The sequence below is a fragment of the Arthrobacter humicola genome (assembly GCF_022803015.1).
Lineage (GTDB): Bacteria > Actinomycetota > Actinomycetes > Actinomycetales > Micrococcaceae > Arthrobacter > Arthrobacter humicola_A.
Genome location: NZ_JAFKON010000001.1, coordinates 749550 through 766331, shown reverse-complemented (window position 1 = coordinate 766331; position 16782 = coordinate 749550). Strand labels below are relative to the sequence as shown.

Annotated in this window: 14 protein-coding genes; 6 read left to right on the top strand and 8 right to left on the bottom strand. The window is 67.4% G+C overall.

Annotation, left to right across the window (positions count from 1 at the left end; genetic code table 11):
• Window positions 1–14: 14 nt before the first annotated feature.
• From ARTB_RS03580 to tkt, 3 genes are all read right to left on the bottom strand, one after another.
• Complete coding sequence (locus ARTB_RS03580; RefSeq protein WP_243177722.1) at window positions 15–1649, bottom strand: glucose-6-phosphate isomerase; 1635 nt, start codon at window positions 1647–1649, stop codon at window positions 15–17.
• A gap of 6 nt (window positions 1650–1655) precedes the next feature.
• Entirely contained in the window at window positions 1656–2771 is a 1116-nt protein-coding gene (gene tal / locus ARTB_RS03575) for a transaldolase (RefSeq protein WP_243177721.1), read from the bottom strand.
• 63 nt (window positions 2772–2834) lie between these two features.
• Entirely contained in the window at window positions 2835–4952 is a 2118-nt protein-coding gene (tkt, locus tag ARTB_RS03570; protein WP_243177719.1) for a transketolase, read from the bottom strand.
• A gap of 497 nt (window positions 4953–5449) precedes the next feature.
• Here tkt and ARTB_RS03565 point away from each other — a divergent pair, with 497 nt between their 5' ends.
• Window positions 5450–6412 (top strand): heme o synthase, encoded by a 963-nt coding sequence (locus ARTB_RS03565; protein ID WP_243177717.1) that lies wholly within the window; start codon window positions 5450–5452, stop codon window positions 6410–6412.
• 131 nt (window positions 6413–6543) lie between these two features.
• Entirely contained in the window at window positions 6544–7491 is a 948-nt protein-coding gene (locus ARTB_RS03560; protein WP_243177715.1) for a threonine/serine dehydratase, read from the top strand.
• Between the two features lie 91 nt (window positions 7492–7582).
• On the opposite strand, the gene ARTB_RS03555 is transcribed toward ARTB_RS03560, so the two are convergent.
• The 5 genes from ARTB_RS03555 to ARTB_RS03535 all read right to left on the bottom strand — a co-directional run bounded on the left by ARTB_RS03555 (window position 7583) and on the right by ARTB_RS03535 (window position 12580).
• Window positions 7583–8743: an acyltransferase family protein gene (locus ARTB_RS03555; protein WP_243177713.1), complete on the bottom strand. Its 1161-nt coding sequence runs from the start codon at window positions 8741–8743 to the stop codon at window positions 7583–7585.
• A 295-nt stretch (window positions 8744–9038) separates the two neighbouring features.
• Window positions 9039–9563, bottom strand: a complete 525-nt coding sequence (locus ARTB_RS03550) for a hypothetical protein (protein ID WP_243177711.1) — start codon at window positions 9561–9563, stop codon at window positions 9039–9041.
• A gap of 287 nt (window positions 9564–9850) precedes the next feature.
• Window positions 9851–10795 carry a COX15/CtaA family protein gene (locus ARTB_RS03545; protein WP_243177709.1) on the bottom strand — a complete coding sequence of 315 codons (945 nt, stop codon included), beginning with the start codon at window positions 10793–10795 and terminating at the stop codon, window positions 9851–9853.
• Window positions 10796–10802: 7 nt separating this feature from the next.
• A complete protein-coding gene (locus ARTB_RS03540; RefSeq protein WP_243177707.1) occupies window positions 10803–11615 on the bottom strand; it encodes an ABC transporter permease in 813 nt (270 codons plus the stop codon).
• Window positions 11612–12580, bottom strand: coding sequence for an ABC transporter ATP-binding protein (locus ARTB_RS03535; RefSeq protein ID WP_028275511.1), 969 nt, complete (start codon window positions 12578–12580; stop codon window positions 11612–11614). Before ARTB_RS03535 ends, ARTB_RS03540 begins: the two co-directional genes overlap by 4 nt.
• A gap of 114 nt (window positions 12581–12694) precedes the next feature.
• Between ARTB_RS03535 and ARTB_RS03530 the strand changes: the two genes are divergently transcribed.
• The 4 genes from ARTB_RS03530 to ARTB_RS03515 are packed head-to-tail and all read left to right on the top strand — an operon-like array spanning window position 12695 to window position 16740.
• Complete coding sequence (locus tag ARTB_RS03530) at window positions 12695–13600, top strand: helix-turn-helix transcriptional regulator (RefSeq protein WP_243177705.1); 906 nt, start codon at window positions 12695–12697, stop codon at window positions 13598–13600.
• Window positions 13600–15063: a Fe-S cluster assembly protein SufB gene (gene sufB, locus ARTB_RS03525; protein ID WP_243177703.1), complete on the top strand. Its 1464-nt coding sequence runs from the start codon at window positions 13600–13602 to the stop codon at window positions 15061–15063. The genes ARTB_RS03530 and sufB overlap by 1 nt, the downstream gene beginning before the upstream one ends.
• Window positions 15063–16349, top strand: coding sequence for a Fe-S cluster assembly protein SufD (gene sufD / locus ARTB_RS03520; protein WP_243177702.1), 1287 nt, complete (start codon window positions 15063–15065; stop codon window positions 16347–16349). Before sufB ends, sufD begins: the two co-directional genes overlap by 1 nt.
• Window positions 16350–16380: 31 nt before the next feature.
• Window positions 16381–16740 carry a non-heme iron oxygenase ferredoxin subunit gene (locus ARTB_RS03515; protein ID WP_028275514.1) on the top strand — a complete coding sequence of 120 codons (360 nt, stop codon included), beginning with the start codon at window positions 16381–16383 and terminating at the stop codon, window positions 16738–16740.
• Window positions 16741–16782: the final 42 nt, after the last annotated feature.

Sequence of the window (16782 nt, the reverse complement as noted above, 5' to 3'; positions counted from 1 at the left end):
GTTGCGTGGGTGCCTTAGCTTTCAGTGGAGGATACTGCCTGGCCGGCAAGGGAGGTGACGAGCTCCTGGAGCTGCTTCACACCCGCGGCGCGGTCGGCCAGGTGCAGCCGGAGGACCGGACGGCCGTGCTCGGACAGGACCTGGGCATCGCCCGCGGCCTGCGCCGAGATCAGCTCGCCGAACGTGAACGGCCGGTCCGGGATGGCCAGGTCAGCCGCGGATGCGGCCGTGACCTGCAGGAAAACGCCGATCGCGGGTCCGCCCTTGTGGAACTGGCCGGTGGAGTGCAGGAACCGCGGGCCCCAGCCAAAGGTGACCGGGCGTCCGCTGACCGCGGCCAGTTCGTCCCGGACGCCTTCGAAGCTGGCATAGGCCAGCCGGTCGAAATAGGCCTGGACGCTGAGGTAGTTGTCCGGGCCGAGTTCGCTGAGCAGGGCGCTGACAGCCTCAGCCGCGGTGCCGGCGTCACCGAGCCATTCCCCGCCGCGGACCTCGATCGCGCCGTCGGTGAAATTCGCCGGCGTCGGTGCGGGCTGTGCGTCCAGCAGGCCGCGGGCGGCGATCTTCGCTGCCTCGACGTCCGGCTGGTCGAACGGGTTGATGCCGAGCAGGCGGCCGGCCACGGCGGTGGCGAATTCCCACACCATCATCTGCGTGGCCAGGCCGCCGGCGATGGCGACCTCGTTCTCGCCGAGCTGCACGTCGGCATCCGCCGCGACGAGCCTGATGACCAGGACATCGGGGGCGCCCAGAGTGGCTTCCGGGGAGGCAGGACCGGCGACGACCGGCAGCACGCCTGTGCCGAGCTTGCCCGTGGATTCGGCGATGAGCTGCTCGGCCCAGTCGGCGAAGCCCACGATCCCGGATCCGTCCTCCGCGATGACGATCTTGTTGCGCAGCGGGCTGGTGCCGCCCAGGGCGGTGCCGAGAGCGAGGCCGATGTTGTCCTCCGAGTCCTCATTGAGGATCTCGGCGGCTTCTTCGGCCTCATCCAGGAAAGCCTGGATGTCGACGCCGGCCAGCCCGCACGGGACCAGCCCGAAGGCGGTCAGGGCCGAGAAACGGCCGCCGACGTTCGGATCTGCATTGAAGACGGCGCGGTAGCCCGCCTCCCGGGACGCCTTGTCCAGCGGCGACCCCGGGTCGGTGACGATGATGATGCGGCTCTTCGCATCGATCCCGGCATCGGTGAACGCCTGCTCGAAGATCCGGCGCTGCGAATCCGTTTCCACAGTGGAGCCGGACTTGGACGAAACCACGATCGCGGTTTCGTCCAGCCGGTCCGCCACCGCGGCACTGACCTGTTCGGGGTCGGTGCTGTCCAGAACAGTCAGCTCGACGCCAGCGGTGCCCGCAATGACTTCAGGCGCCAGCGAAGAACCGCCCATCCCGCAGAGGACGATCCGCGTTACGCCCTCGGCCTTCAGCGCGTCGCGGAGTTCGAGAATGTCGCCGACCAGCGGCTGGGAGACGGAAGCCGCCTCGACCCAGCCCAGCCGGACAGCGGATTCCTGCTCTGCTTCCGGACCCCACAGGGTGTGGTCCTTCGCGAAGATCCGGGTGGCAATGCGGTCTCCCAGCAGTGCCGGGAGGTGCTGCTCATGTGCCTGGTGGGCTGCGCCGGTGGCGTCGTAGCTGAGTGTGCTCATGGTGGGTTAGGAAGCCTTCCGTGCAGAGGCCAGGGCGCCTTCGACGTCGCCCAGCAGTTCCTTCCAGCTGGCCACGAACTTGTCCAGGCCTTCGGATTCGAGCAGGGCGACGACGTCGTTGTAGGAAATCCCCAGCGCGTCGAGGGAGTTCAGCGTGGCGTTGGCGTCGTCGTAGCCGCGGGTGACGGTGTCGCCCGTGACGGTGCCGTGGTCGAACGTCGCGTCGAGCGTCTTCTCCGGCATGGTGTTGACGACGCCGGGGGCAACGAGTTCGGTGACGTAGAGCGTGTCCGGGTAGGCCGGGTCCTTCACGCCGGTGGAGGCCCACAGGGGGCGCTGCGGCAGGGCGCCGGCCTCGGCCAGCAGTGCCCAGCGTTCGGTGGAGAAAAGCTCCTCGTAGACCTGGTAGGCCAGACGCGCGTTGGCCAGGCCGGCCTTGCCCTTGAGTGCCTTGGCTTCCTCGGTGCCGATGGCGTTGAGGCGCTTGTCGATTTCGGCATCGACGCGGGAGACGAAGAAGGACGCGACCGAGTGGATCGTGGACAGGTCGTGGCCGTTGTCCTTGGCCTGCTCGAGCCCGGACTGGAAAGCGTTGATCACGGCGCGGTAGCGTTCCAGCGAGAAGATCAGGGTCACGTTGACGCTGATGCCCTCGGCCAGGGTGGCGGTGATCGCCTCGAGGCCTTCGAGGGTGGCCGGGATCTTGATCAGGACGTTGTCCTTGTTGACCTTCTTGTACAGGTGCTTCGCTTCGGCGATGGTGCCGGCGGTGTCCCAGGCCAGGCGGGGGTCGACCTCGATGGAGACGCGGCCGTCGACGCCCTTGGTGGCCGCGGCGACCGGGGCGAACAGGTCGCAGGCGTCGGCGACGTCGGTGGTCGTGATTTCGAAGACGGTCTCTTCGACGGTGGCGCCGGCGGCGGCCTGGGCGGCGATCACGGCGTCGTAGTCGTGGCCGGCGGTGATGGCGGCGTGGAAGATCGACGGGTTGGTGGTGACACCAACGACGTTCTTCTCTTCGATCAGCTTGCGCAGGGTGCCTGTCTGCAGGCGGCCGCGGGAGAGGTCGTCGAGCCAGATCGAGACGCCGGCGTCGGAGAGCTGCTGGGTGGGGGTAGTCATTTCATAACTCCTGGAAATCATGGGTTCCGGGGGCACAGCGTCCCCCGGAACCGTGGTGGTGGATCAGTTGGTGAGGCCGGCGAGGGATTCCTTCGCGGCGGCGGCGACTGCTTCTGCCGTGATGCCGAATTCCTGGAAGAGGCGCTTGTAGTCCGCGGACGCGCCGAAGTGCTCCAGGGAGATGGAACGGCCGGCGTCGCCGACGAATTCCTTCCAGCCCAGGGCCAGTCCGGCTTCGACCGAGACGCGTGCCTTCACGGCCGGGGGCAGCACGGCGTCGCGGTAGGCGGCGTCCTGCTTGTTGAACCATTCCACGCAGGGCATGGACACCACACGGGTGGGGATGCCCTCCGCCTGCAGCGCTTCGCGGGCGTTGACGGCGAGCTGGACCTCGGAGCCGGTGCCGATCAGGATGACCTGGGCTTCGGCGGTGGAGCCGTCCTCCGACGCCTCGGCAAGGACGTAGCCGCCCTTCTCGACGCCGGCGGTGGAGCCGAAGGTGTCGCCGTCGGCGACGCCGGTGCCGCGGGCGTAGGTGGGGATGTTCTGCCGGGTCAGGACGATGCCGGCGGGGTTTTCGTGGTTTTCCAGCATGGCCTTCCAGGCCGCGGCGACCTCGTTTGCATCTCCCGGACGGACGACGTCCAGGCCCGGGATGGCGCGGAGGGAAGCGAGCTGCTCAACGGGCTGGTGCGTGGGGCCGTCCTCGCCCAGACCGATCGAGTCGTGCGTCCAGACATACAGCGACGGGACGCCCATGAGGGCGCCGAGCCGGATCGCGGGGCGCTGGTAGTCGGAGAAGATCAGGAAGGTTCCGGAGAAAGCCCGGGTGCGCCCGTGCAGGGAGATGCCGTTCACGATCGACGCCGCGGCGTGCTCGCGGATGCCGAAGTGCAGGACCCGGCCGTAGGGGTTGCCCTTCCACGCCGCGGTGGACCGGGACGTCGGGATGAATGAGGGCGAGCCCTCGATCGTGGTGTTGTTCGACTCCGCGAGGTCGGCGGAGCCGCCCCAGAGTTCGGGCATGACCGGGCCGATCGCGTTCAGGACCTTCCCGGAGGCGGCCCGGGTGGAGACGTCCTTGCCGGCTTCGAAGACCGGCAGGGCCGCTTCGAAGTCGCCCGGGAGCTTCTTCGCTTCGACGCGTTCCAGCAGTGCAGCGGACTCGGGGTTGCCGGCCTGCCACGCCTCGAACGAGGCCTGCCAGTCGGCGCGGGCGGCCGCGCCGCGGTCCTGCACGGCACGGGCGTGGGCCAGGACGTCCTCGTCGACCTGGAAGGCGCGTTCCGGGTCGAAGCCCAGGACCTTCTTCAGGGCTGCGACTTCCTCAGCGCCGAGGGCGGAGCCGTGGATCTTGCCGGTGTTCTGCTTCTTCGGCGCCGGGTACCCGATGATGGTCCGCAGGGAGATGATGGAGGGCTTGCCGGTTTCGGCCTTCGCGGCGAGCAGTGCGGCGTGCAATTCCTGGACGTCTTCGACGTATTCGCCGGTCCGGGTCCAGTCGACCCGCTGGGTGTGCCAGCCGTAGGCCTCGTAGCGGGCCAGGACGTCCTCGGTGAACGCCACATCCGTGTCGTCCTCGATCGAGATGTGGTTCTCGTCGTAGATCACCACGAGGTTGCCCAGTTCCTGGTGACCGGCGAGTGAGGACGCCTCGGAGGTGACGCCTTCCTGCAGGTCGCCGTCGGAGGCGATCACCCAGACGGTGTGGTCGAACGGGCTCGTGCCGGCGGGAGCGTCGGCGTCGAACAGGCCGCGCATCCGGCGCTGGGAATAGGCGAAGCCGACCGCGGACGCCAGGCCCTGGCCCAGCGGGCCGGTGGTGATCTCCACGCCCTTGGTGTGCTTGTACTCCGGGTGGCCCGGGGTCAGCGAGCCCCAGGTCCGCAGCGCCTCCAGGTCCTTCAGTTCCAGGCCGTAGCCGGAGAGGAACAGCTGGATGTACAGGGTCAGGGACGTGTGCCCGGGGGACAGGACGAACCGGTCGCGGCCCAGCCAGTCCGGATTCGCCGGGTCGTGGCGCATCAGCTTCTGGAACAACAAATAAGCGGCCGGAGCCAGGCTCATCGCCGTCCCCGGGTGGCCGTTTCCGACCTTCTCCACCGCATCCGCGGCCAGCACCCGGACGGTGTCCACCGCGCGCTGGTCCAAGTCAGTCCATGACAGTTCTTGCTCTTCCAAATGTGGCACGAAAACCGGGCCCCTCTCTGTGCTGACGGCCGGCGGTACGTTCTTTTCCCGCCCGGGCACAGTTCGGTGCCCGCTGCGGTTCGTACCAGCCGTTCACCATCGAAACGTTGATCTATCATTCAGACGCAGATGCAGAGCCGCGTGTTCCGGCAAGTGCCTAAATGCGTGCCCGTGTGCGCTGATCTAATGACAGCCTAGTCCCATTCCACTTTGTGGTCAGCGTATATCTCACCAATTGGACCTGATTTCGCTTATATGAATCACCGTCCGCCGCGGCGCCGGTGAGCCGGCGTTAACGCGCCGGAATCATGGCGCGGCGTTCGGCGGCCGTCCGGCCCGGAGCTCCACGGTATGATGGGTGGTGGCCTTCGACTGGGGCAAGGACACGGGTGTGCGCCGAGCGCGGAGCCCGGTCTGCAGCACAGTGCGTTGCGAAATCCACCCGGGGCTGCCCAGCCAGACAGAACTGCACAGCCAGACAGAACAGAGTGACTGCCACCGTGAGCACAACTAATACGCCGCTGAACGCCTCCCCGGCCTCGGGAAGAATGGGCTTCGGCCGCAAAGCCAAGGCCTACCTGGCGCTCACGAAACCCCGCGTGATCGAGCTCCTGCTCGTCAGCACGCTGCCCACCATGATCTATGCCGAACGCGGCTTCCCGTCGATCGGCCTGATCCTCGCGACGCTGGTGGGCGGCGCGTTCGCGGCAGGTTCCGCCGGCGCCTTCAACTGTTACATCGACCGCGACATCGACAAGCTCATGCACCGCACGGAGAACCGGCCCCTGGTCACCGGTGAGGTCACACCCCGCGAAGCCCTCATCTTCTCCTGGCTGCTGGGCGCGGCGGCGATCGCCATCCTCTGGTTCGGGGCCAACCCGCTCGCCGCGTGGCTCGGGCTCGGCGCCATCGTCTTCTACGTGGTCATCTACACCATGATCCTGAAGCGGCGCACGGCCCAGAACATTGTTTGGGGCGGCGCCGCCGGGTGCTTCCCGGTCCTGATCGCCTGGGCCGCCGTCACCGACACCGTCGAGTGGCCCGCCGTCGTGCTGTTCATGGTGATTTTCCTCTGGACCCCGCCGCACTATTGGCCGCTGTCGATGCGCTACGGCGAGGACTACCGCAACGCCAACGTGCCGATGCTGGGCGCCATCGCCGGTGCGAAGGTGGTGTCGGTGCAGGTGGTCCTCTACGCCTGGGCCATGGTGGCGTGTTCGCTGCTGATGATCCCGGCCGGTGGTGCCGGCTGGGTCTACACGGTGACCGCCGTCGGCGCCGGTGCCTGGTTCCTGTACGAGTCGCACGCCCTGTACAACCGCGCCCAGGCCGGCGACGTTTCCAACAAGGGAGCCATGAAGGTCTTCCACGGCTCCATCAGCTACCTGACCCTGCTCTTCATTGCCCTGGCCGTCGACCCGTTCGTCGGCTCGGCCGTCATGGGCGGCTGATCCCCCCGTTCATCTGCCTGACGCTCCCTCACCACTGGTGGGGGAGCGTCAGCTGTATCAGGGGGACGGTCCTTTTCGGTCCCGGGGTATCCTTACGAACCGGCCAAGCGACACAACCCCAGGGGGAGCCCGTGATCAACCGCAGCGACGTACCTCAGGCGCAGGACCGCATCAGGGGTTACGTGCGGCGCACACCGTTGCTCCGCGGGGGTACCGCTGCCGCCCCGCTCTGGTTCAAATGTGAGTTCCTGCAGCACACGGGCGTCTTCAAGGCCCGCGGCGCCTTCAACCGCCAGCTCGCCGCCCGGGAGCGCGGGGAGCTGGACCCGGCCGTCGGCGTGGTGGCGGCGTCAGGCGGCAACGCGGGTTTGGCGAACGCGTACGCCGCCGCGGCCCTCGGTGTGCTGGCGACGGTGTTCGTCCCGGAGAACGCCCCGCGGGTAAAGGTCGAGCGTCTCCTCGCGTACAACGCCACGGTCCGGCAGGTCGGCGCCGAGTACGCGGAGGCGTTCGCGGCCGCAATGCACTACGTGGAAGATACCGGCGCCCTGTTCTGCCATGCGTACGACCAGCTGGAAATCGTGGCGGGCGCGGGCACCCTGGCCGAGGAAATCCTTGAGGACGAGCCCGGCATCGACACGATCGTCGTCGCCGTCGGCGGTGGCGGACTCTATGCGGGCGTGGCGGCAGCTGCAGAGGGCCGGGCCCGCGTCGTCGCGGTCGAGCCCTTCACCATCCCCACGCTGCACGCGGCCCTCGACGCCGGCCGCCCGGTCGATGTGGCGGTTTCGGGCGTCGCCGCGGATTCCCTCGGGGCCAGACGTGTGGGCGGGATCGCCTTCAGCATCGCCTCACGCGTCCCGCCGGCCTCTGTGCTGGTGGACGACGCCGCCATCGTCGCCGCACGGTCACAGTTGTGGAGCGATTACCGGATCCCCGCCGAATACGGGGCTGCGGCTGCGTTCGTGGCGCTCACGTCAGGGGCTTACACACCCGCCGAAGGGGAACGCGTCGCGGTGATCGTCTGCGGGGCTAACACCGACGCCTGCACGCTGGAGAACGACCCGCGCAGCGAATGAAGGGTGCCGACTGAACTCTGCCGACTGAAGGGGGCCGACTGAACTCTGGCGACTAACCGTGCCGACTAACCGTGCCGACTAACCGTGCCGACTAACCGTGCCGGGAAGCGGCGCTGCCGGCCTGCTGCCGGTCCGGATGATAGCGGGCAGAATAGTGCTGGTCGAAGCGGGTCCGCGCGATCCGCCCGAGCCGTTCGACGGTGTGCCAGCTGATGACCGCAATGACCAGGGTCACCACGATGGCCGACACCGCAATGAGCGGCGGCAGATCGGCCGTGGAGCCGCCGTTGAGCCAGAGAATGACGGCGTAGTTCCAGAGGTACGCGGCGTAGGAGACGGTGCCCAGCAGCTGCACCGGGCGCGTCCACTTCGGCATCACTGCGGTTCGGGAGGCGGCCAGTGCGACCAGGACGGCCGCGGCGGCCATGGCCAGCGGGCCGCCAATGAACATGAAGGCCGGCGTTTCGTTGGCCTTCGGGAAGTAGATCAGCGCGGCCAGGACGGTGACGGAACCGAGCAGGGCCGCACGCCTGAGCCAGCGGCCGGTGAACCAGTTGAACACATGGACCCTGTACAACCGCAGGGCCGAACCGATGATCAGGCCCAGGCCCCACGTGGTCGGCAGCGCGTAGACCAGCGAGTGAAGTTGCGGGGCCAGGGTCACCATTGCCAGCACACTGGCCGACATGAGGAACAGCGCGACGGCGGCGGACCAGCCAATCAGCCGTCCCTGGCGGTTGCGCCGCAGCGCGAGCACCAGCAGTGCGGGCCAGATCAGGTAGAACTGTTCTTCCACCGCCAGCGTCCAGAGCGGTCCGATCGCCATGCTGACGTCGAACGGCAGGGGGAGGTCTTTGAGGTAGCCAAGTCCGGCTAGGACCGTGTAGCCCACGATTCCCTTGGACCGGTCACCGAGGACGTCGGTGGCCAATTCGACGATCGCGTATACGCCCAGGAGAGAGACCAGTGCCGGCACCAGCCGGAAGGCCCTGTGCGCATAGAAGCGTCCGTAACGAATTTTTCGGTGCCGTTCGATATCGCCGACCAGCACGTTGGTGATCAGGTAACCGCTCAACACGAAGAAGGCAATGACACCCACGATGCCGGCGCCCTGGAATATGCCGGGCCAGGAATGTCCGAGCAGGACCGCGCCCACGGCGGCACCGCGAAGAACGTCCAGGCCGTCCAGCCGCGGGCGCTTTGCAGTATGTTGGACCGTCTGTGCGGGCCTTTCGCGGACTAGTAACGCCACATATCCTCCGGTGCCTCTGTCTGGCCGGTTCCGATTCCAGCTGCATCAAGGCAAAACCGCGCCGTCCGTCTATCCATGGATGCGATTGCGGCGCCAGTTCTGCGCCCTATCCAAGTATTCCCGCCCTGGCTGGACGAAACCTGACGCCGGCTCTGTGGCTGCCCGGCTCTGCGGTAGCCCAGCTAAAGGGCGGGCCCGAAAAGGGGCCACAGCATCCAGTATTCCGAAATCTTTCCCGTTTGGACAAGTGACTGGCCAGTAACCTGGCGTCGAGGGGGGAGGCCTTAAGGCTTCTTTAGAGATTGTGGGCCACCAGCTCCAGCCCGATTACAAGCAGGCTTAACACGACTTCGGCGAACATGATGGCGGCCTTGTGACGGAGCGGGATCTCGAGGCGGCGGATCGCGAGGAACCCGACGATGCCGAGCGAGACAACCAGAACAGCGACTGCCCACCCGAGGGCAACGGCCGTCGACCACAGACCAAGGCCGGCTGCCGTGAGGAGGAGCAGCGGGGTGACCAGGACGCCGAGGCCGCCCGCGCTGACCGTGATCATGTGGTGCAGCTCGTCGCCGGTGGGGAGCTTCGAATGAACAGTCAGGTGGCTCAGGAGGTCGGCGACGAAAATCCCCAGCAGGGAGCCGATCACCACGATGCTGAGCGTCGCCGCCGCTGCCAGCGGCGTGGTCTCGTCCGCGTGACTCCGAAGCGCCAGCACCACGGCCAGGCTCGTGAAGATGATGTACACGCGTTCTTTGAGGCTCGCCGCGCGCTGGCGGGCTGAGGGTGAAGGAGGCACGGTCGGTTCTGTCGCTTGCATCAGAGAAGGCCTTCCGGTCAGCGTCACGGGAACGAACGAGGAAAACCCACGGCCGCGACGATCCATGTCCATGCCATCCCATAGTCCACCCGGAAATCCCGTCAAGGCCAGCCCCCGGGAGGTGAATGCGGTACTGGTCATTGTTGCCGCAGCGCCCGTACGAGTGCCCAGACAGCAACAGACAGCAAACGCGGGGCCACTTACGGCCCGTCCGGGCGTGCCGGAAGGGCCGTAAGCGACCCCGCGATGCTTTTGTTCAGGGTGCTGCGGCTGGTTAGTCCATCGGGTTAATCCACCGGGCTGTAGCGGGCGAGGTCTGCGGCGTTGGTCGCCGCGCTCATCAGCAGCGCCGCCGCCAGCATGTGAGCGCCGACGAGCAGCGCCGGGATGCCGTTGTAGTACTGCGTGAAGCCGATTGTGGCCTGCAGCACCGTGACGCCCAGGAGCATGAACACCGAGGAGCGGAACGGCCCCTGAATCCGGCCGCGGACCACCAGGACCAACGCGAACAGCGCGCCGGCGGTCACCAGGTAGGCGGGCACGGCGTGGATGTGCGCGAACAGGTCCCAGTCGAGGTCGTTGCGCGGGGCGTTCGCGTCCCCGGCATGCGGACCGGCGCCGGTCACTACCACACCGAGGCAGACCGCGACGGCCGAGAGGACCGCGACGGCGGTCATCACCGGGCGGGCAACGCCCGGCAGGGCGGGAAGCTGCACGGTCCGGGCCTTGCCCGTGCGGTCGTAGGCCCGGTTCACCAGAAGGGTCGCGAGGACCACGAGGGCCATGGACACGAGGAAGTGCAGGCCCACGACCCACGGGTTCAGCTGGGTCAGCACCGTTATGCCGCCGATGACGGCCTGGGCCGGGATGCTTGCGAGCAGGCCGAGGGCCAGCAGGAAGAGGTCGCGGCGCTCCTTGCGGAGGTTCCACAGATAGACCAGCATCATCACGGCGACGGCCGCCAGCGCAAACGTCAGGAGCCGGTTGCCGAATTCGATGATTCCGTGGATCCCCATTTCCGGGGTGGTCGCCAGGGATCCCTCCGTGCAGCGCGGCCACGTGGGACAGCCAAGGCCCGAGGCCGTCAGGCGGACGGCGCCGCCGGTCACCACCAGGACGATCTGGCCAATGAGGGACAGCACGGCCAGCCGCCTGACCGTCTTATCGACGCGGACTGGCAGCCGGGAGGTGATTCCGGAGACAATCCGGGGAGTTCGTGACGCCGTGCTCACAGTTTTCTCAATTCCACTTAAACCAACGGGTTGCTGCGCCGCCGGCGATCGCCGTCCAGAGCAGCAGGACAAGAACGGCGGCACCATTGACGCTGCCGTACAGGAAAGCATCCCTCAGCGCCTGGCCCAGCGCGCCGGAGGGGAGGAAATGCACCACGGCCTGGGCCAGCGCCGGGATCCGTTCGGCCGGAATCACGATTCCGCCCAGCGCGCCAAGCAGGATCCAGAGCAGGTTGGTGATGGCCAGGGTCGCCTCCGGCCGCACTGTCCCGGCGACCAGCAGCCCGAGTGCCGTGAAAGCGGCGGCGCCGAGCACCAGGATGGCCAGCCCGGGCAGCCAGCCCGCGGGATTGGGCTGCCAGCCCAGCAGCAGGGCCACGGCGGTCACGATGAGCACCTGCAGGAACAGCACCGCCAGGACGGCCAGGACCTTCCCCGCAATCAGGCCGGTGCGGCCCAGGGGTGTCGTGGAAAGAAAGCGCAGGACGCCGTAGCGGCGGTCGAAGCCGGTGGAGATGCCCTGCCCGGTGAAGGCTGTGGACATGGCGCACAGTGCCAGGATGCCGGGGACGGCGACATTGATGCGGCTCGAACCGAGTCCGTCCAGCAGGGGAGTCACGGTCAGGCCGACCATGGCCAGCAGCGGCAGCACTATCGCGAGGATCAGCTGCTCGCCGTTCCTGAGCATGGTGACTGTCTCGTACTGCCCCTGCAGCAGGATGCGGCGCAGCAGGGACGCGGGGGCGCTGCCATGTGCGGCGGGGGGCGCGCCGGCACGGCGTGCGCTCTCCAGCGGGGCGCCACCAGTTACGCGGGTCATCGGATCTCCCTTCCGGAGATGTCCAGGAAGACGTCCTCGAGGCTGCGCGCTTCAAGGCTCAGGGAGCTGGGCATGATCCCGCGCTGGGCCCACCACGCGGTGATCGCGGCGAGGTCGGCGGGGGTCAGGGCTCCGGTCACGGCGTAACTGCCGGCCCGCGCCTCGGTGACGTCGACGCCGTCGGGCAGCACGCCGGCGAAGTCCAGGCCGGGTTCGGTTTCGAACAACAAGGTGCGGATGTGCTGCGATGCGTCGCCGGCCGGGAGCTGGTGGCGCAGGAGCTGGGCGACGGTGCCCTCGGCGACGTTGCGGCCGGCGTCGATGATGTAGACGTAGTCCGCCAGCCGTTGGGCGTCGTCCATCAGGTGCGTCGTCAGGATGATGCCCATGCCGCTGTTCCGCAGTTCGGAGATGAGATCGAAGACCATTTGGCGGGACTGCGGGTCGAGGCCCGCGCTGGGCTCGTCGAGGAACAGGACCTCCGGATTGCCGACCAGCGCCGCGGCCAGGGCGAGGCGCTGTTTCTGGCCGCCGGACAGGCGCCGCACGTTGGTGCGGCTGAAGGAGTCGATGCCCAGGCGGCCGATGAGTTCATCCACCGGCCACGGGTCCTGGTACATGCCGGCGATGTGCCGCAGCAGGGGGATGGGCCGGGCCGACGGCGGCAGGCCGCCGTCCTGCAGCATCACGCCCACCCGGGCACGGAGGCCCGCGCCGGCCGAATCCGGATCGTGGCCGAGTAGGCTGATGGCGCCGGCGGTGCGCTTTTGCAGCCCCTGGGCGCATTCGATGGTGGTGGTCTTGCCCGCGCCATTGGCGCCGAGCAGGGCCGTGACTTGGCCGCGTTCGGCGATGAGGGAAAGGCCGCTGACCACGCGCAGCATCTTGCCGTCGAGGGTGGGCAGTGGACCAACATCCTTGACAAGCCCGCTGATGGTCAGTACGGGGGATTCGGGAGATCGCACCACAGCATTCTACGCGATGTAGTACGTCGGCTTCCCGGCGGGGCGGTCCCGCAGGCAAGCCATGCCTTACTGGAATGCCGGACTAAATTACGACATGATTGTGTTGTGTATTCCATGAGCGCCCCTGTGTCCGGAGCTACGGTGTCCGGAGCCGCTGTGTCCGGAGCCGCTGCGTCCGCAGTCCCGTCCGGGCGCGGCGCCGCGCGCGTCAGGCCTGCCCGGGCACACGTGGCTGCCGTTCCGGACGCCGTTCCCGCGGCCGCCGGCACCCACGCGCACGACGCCGAAGAGCGCACGCGCGACCGCGTCCTGAACGCGGTGCTGGAACACGGACCAATCAGCGCAGCCGAACTCGGCGACCTTCTGGGCTTCACTCCGGCCGCCGTGCGCCGCCACCTGGACCACCTCGCGCGCACCGGCGTGATTGAGGTCAAGCGGGTTGCCCGCGCCGGTGCCGGCGCCGGACGGCCCGCCCGCCGCTACGTCCTGAGCTCCCAGGGCCAGTCGAACCTGGGCAACGACTACCTCGACATCGCCTCCGTGGCGCTGCGCCGGCTCGGCGAGGCGGCCGGCCCCGAGGCAGTGCGGCAGTTCGCCGTCGAGCGGTTCGCCGACATGGAGCGCCGCTACGCGCCGGAGATCGAGCAGGCAGGACCGGACATCACGGCCCGCGCCCAGGCTCTCTCCGCGGCGCTGAGCCGCGACGGGTTCGTCGCCTCGGCGCAGTCGATCGAAGCCAAGGCCCCGCTCCCGGCGGCGCTCTCCAGCGTCCAGCTCTGCCAGGGGCACTGCCCCATCCAGCACCTGGCTGCCCAGTTCCCCGTGTTCTGCGACGTGGAGACCGACGTGTTCTCCCGGCTGGTCGGCGTCGATGTGCGCCGGCTGTCCACCCTGGCGCGCGGCGGGCACGTCTGCACCACCCACATACCTACGGGCCGTCCGGCCGCCGTCGGGACTCCCAGTCCCGCCGCACCGGTCAACCCGGACGAAGTATCCAACCATCTCCAAGAAAGGCCGTGATGACGGACCAACTATCAGAGAAGAAGGTTGCTGGCTCTACTGTGATTTCGGAGATTCTGGAAAAGAATCCCGAGCTCCACGGAATTGGCACCTATGAGTACGGCTGGGCCGACAAGAACGACGTCGGGGCCAACGCCCGCCGCGGCATCGACGAAGACGTTGTTCGCGATATTTCGGCCAAGAAGAACGAGCCGGAATGGATGCTCGACCTCCGGCTCAAGGGCCTGAAGTACTTCGACCGCAAGCCCATGCCCACCTGGGGCGCGGACCTGTCCGGCATCGACTTCGACAACATCAAGTACTTCGTGCGCTCCACCGAGAAGCAGGCCGCCACCTGGGAAGACCTGCCCGAGGACATCCGGAACACCTACGAGAAGCTGGGCATCCCGGAAGCCGAGCGCAGCCGCCTCGTCTCCGGCGTCGCCGCCCAGTACGAGTCTGAAGTGGTCTACCACCAGATCCGCGAGGACCTGGAAGCCCAGGGCGTCATCTTCCTGGACACCGACACCGCGCTGCGCGAGCACCCGGAGATCTTCCAGGAGTACTTCGGCACCATCATCCCGGTGGGCGATAACAAGTTCGCGTCGCTGAACACGGCCGTCTGGTCCGGCGGTTCCTTCGTGTACGTGCCCAAGGGCGTCCACGTGGACATCCCGCTGCAGGCCTACTTCCGCATCAACACGGAAAACATGGGCCAGTTCGAGCGCACGCTGATCATCGCCGACGAGGACTCCTACGTCCACTACATCGAAGGCTGCACCGCGCCGATCTACACCTCGGACTCGCTGCACTCCGCCGTCGTGGAAATCATCGTGAAGAAGGGCGCCCGCGTCCGCTACACGACCATCCAGAACTGGTCCACCAACGTGTACAACCTGGTGACCAAGCGCGCCATCTGCGAAGAGAACGCCACCATGGAGTGGATCGATGGCAACATCGGCTCCAAGGTCACCATGAAGTACCCGGCCGTCTACCTCGTGGGCGAAGGCGCCAAGGGCGAGACCCTGTCCATCGCGTTCGCCGGCGAAGGCCAGCACCAGGACACCGGCTCCAAGATGGTCCACATCGCGCCCAACACCAAGAGCTCGATCATCTCCAAGTCCGTGGCCCGCGGCGGCGGCCGTGCTGCCTACCGCGGCCTGGTCCAGGTCCGCGAAGGCGCCAAGCACTCGGCCAACACGGTCCGCTGCGACGCCCTCCTGGTGGACACCATCAGCCGGTCGGATACCTACCCGTACATCGACATCCGCGAGGACGACGTCACGATGGGCCACGAGGCCACGGTCTCGCGGGTCAGCGAAGAGCAGTTGTTCTACCTGATGTCCCGCGGCATGCGCGAAGACGAGGCCATGGCGATGATCGTCCGCGGCTTCATCGAGCCGATTGCCCGCGAACTGCCGATGGAATACGCCCTCGAGCTGAACCGACTGATTGAACTGCAGATGGAAGGATCGGTCGGTTAATGACTGACATCACTACTGAAAAGGCCCGCATCGGCGCGCCCTCAGCCCAGCCGTTCATCAACGGCTTCACCGAGGAAGGCGAAAGCCTCTCACCGCTGAACGCCGCGGAGTCCAAGGCGCCGCTGGCCGGCGAGGCCGTCAAACGCCACTCGCACGGCGGCGGCGTCGGCGTACCGGACAGCTCACGCGCCGGCCGCCTGACCTCCTACAAGCTGGCGGACTTCAAACCGCTGACCGGCATGGAGGAGGACTGGCGCTTCACCCCGCTCAAGCGCCTCCGCGGCCTGCACACCGAGGTCCTCACCGGTGCGGCGCCGGCCGTGAGCGTCACCGCTCCGGACAGCGTCAGGGTCGAGACCGTGGGCCGTGACGACCGCCGGATCGGCTCCGCCGCCATCCCCGAGGACCGCGTCTCCGCGAACGCCTGGGAGAACTTCGCCGAGGCCACTGTCATCACGGTCCCGTCCGAGGTCGAGGTGGAGGGCGAGGTCAGCGTGCTGCTGACCGGCCAGGGCACCGAAGCTTCCGCACAGCACGTCGTGATCGTCGCGGAACGGTTCTCCAAGTCGGTCGTCGTCCTGGACCACCAGGGCACCGCCGTCGTCTCGGAAAACATCGAAATCCTCGTTGAGGAGGGCGCGCAGCTGACCGTCATCTCGCTCCAGGAATGGAACGACGACGCCGTCCACGCTTCCTCCCAGCAGGCGAAGCTCGGCCGCGACGCGAAGTTCAAGCACATTGTGGTCAGCCTCGGCGGCGACCTCGTGCGCGTCACGCCCTCGGCACGCTTCACCGCCCCGGGCGCCGAAGTGGAACTGTTCGGCCTGTACTTCGCCGACGCCGGCCAGCACCTCGAGCAGCGCCTGTTCGTGGACCACGCCGTGGCCAACTGCAAGTCCAACGTCCTGTACAAGGGCGCCCTGCAGGGCCGCAACGCGCACACCGTATGGGTCGGTGACGTTCTGATCCGCAAGGAAGCAGAAGGCACCGACACCTACGAGGCCAACCGCAACCTGGTCCTGACCGACGGTGCCCGCGCCGATTCCGTGCCGAACCTTGAGATTGAGACCGGCCTGATCGCCGGCGCCGGCCACGCCAGCGCCACCGGACGATTCGATGATCAGCACCTGTTCTACCTGATGGCCCGTGGCATCCCGGAAGAAGTGGCCCGCCGCCTGGTGGTCCGCGGGTTCCTGAACGAGATCATCCAGAAGATCAACGTTCCGGCCATCGAAGAGCGCCTCACGGATGCCGTCGAGCGCGAACTCGCGGCAACCAACCACTAGTGCGCAGCACGAGAGAACACGGACGACATCAATGACTGAACAGCCAAAGGGCGAGCTAGTCTGCAACGCCAGCGAGATCCAACTCAAGCAGGCGCTGCGGATCCTGATCGACGACTACCCGGTAGCGATCGTGAAGGACTCGATGGGGGAGATCCACGCCATCGGCGACACCTGCTCGCACGCGGACATCTCCCTCTCCGAAGGAGAAGTCGAAGGCTGCAAGATCGAGTGCTGGGGCCACGGCTCCCAGTTCGACCTGCGCAGCGGCGAGCCGCTCCAGCTGCCGGCCTATGATCCCGTTCCCGTGTTTGCCGTGACCGTCCTGGATGACGAGGTCTACGTCGACTTCACCAACGTCCTGAACGGCGCCGAGGCTCCCACCTTCAGCTAGCTGCCTGCAGCCGGCATCCCGCACAAGAAAACTTATCGCCAA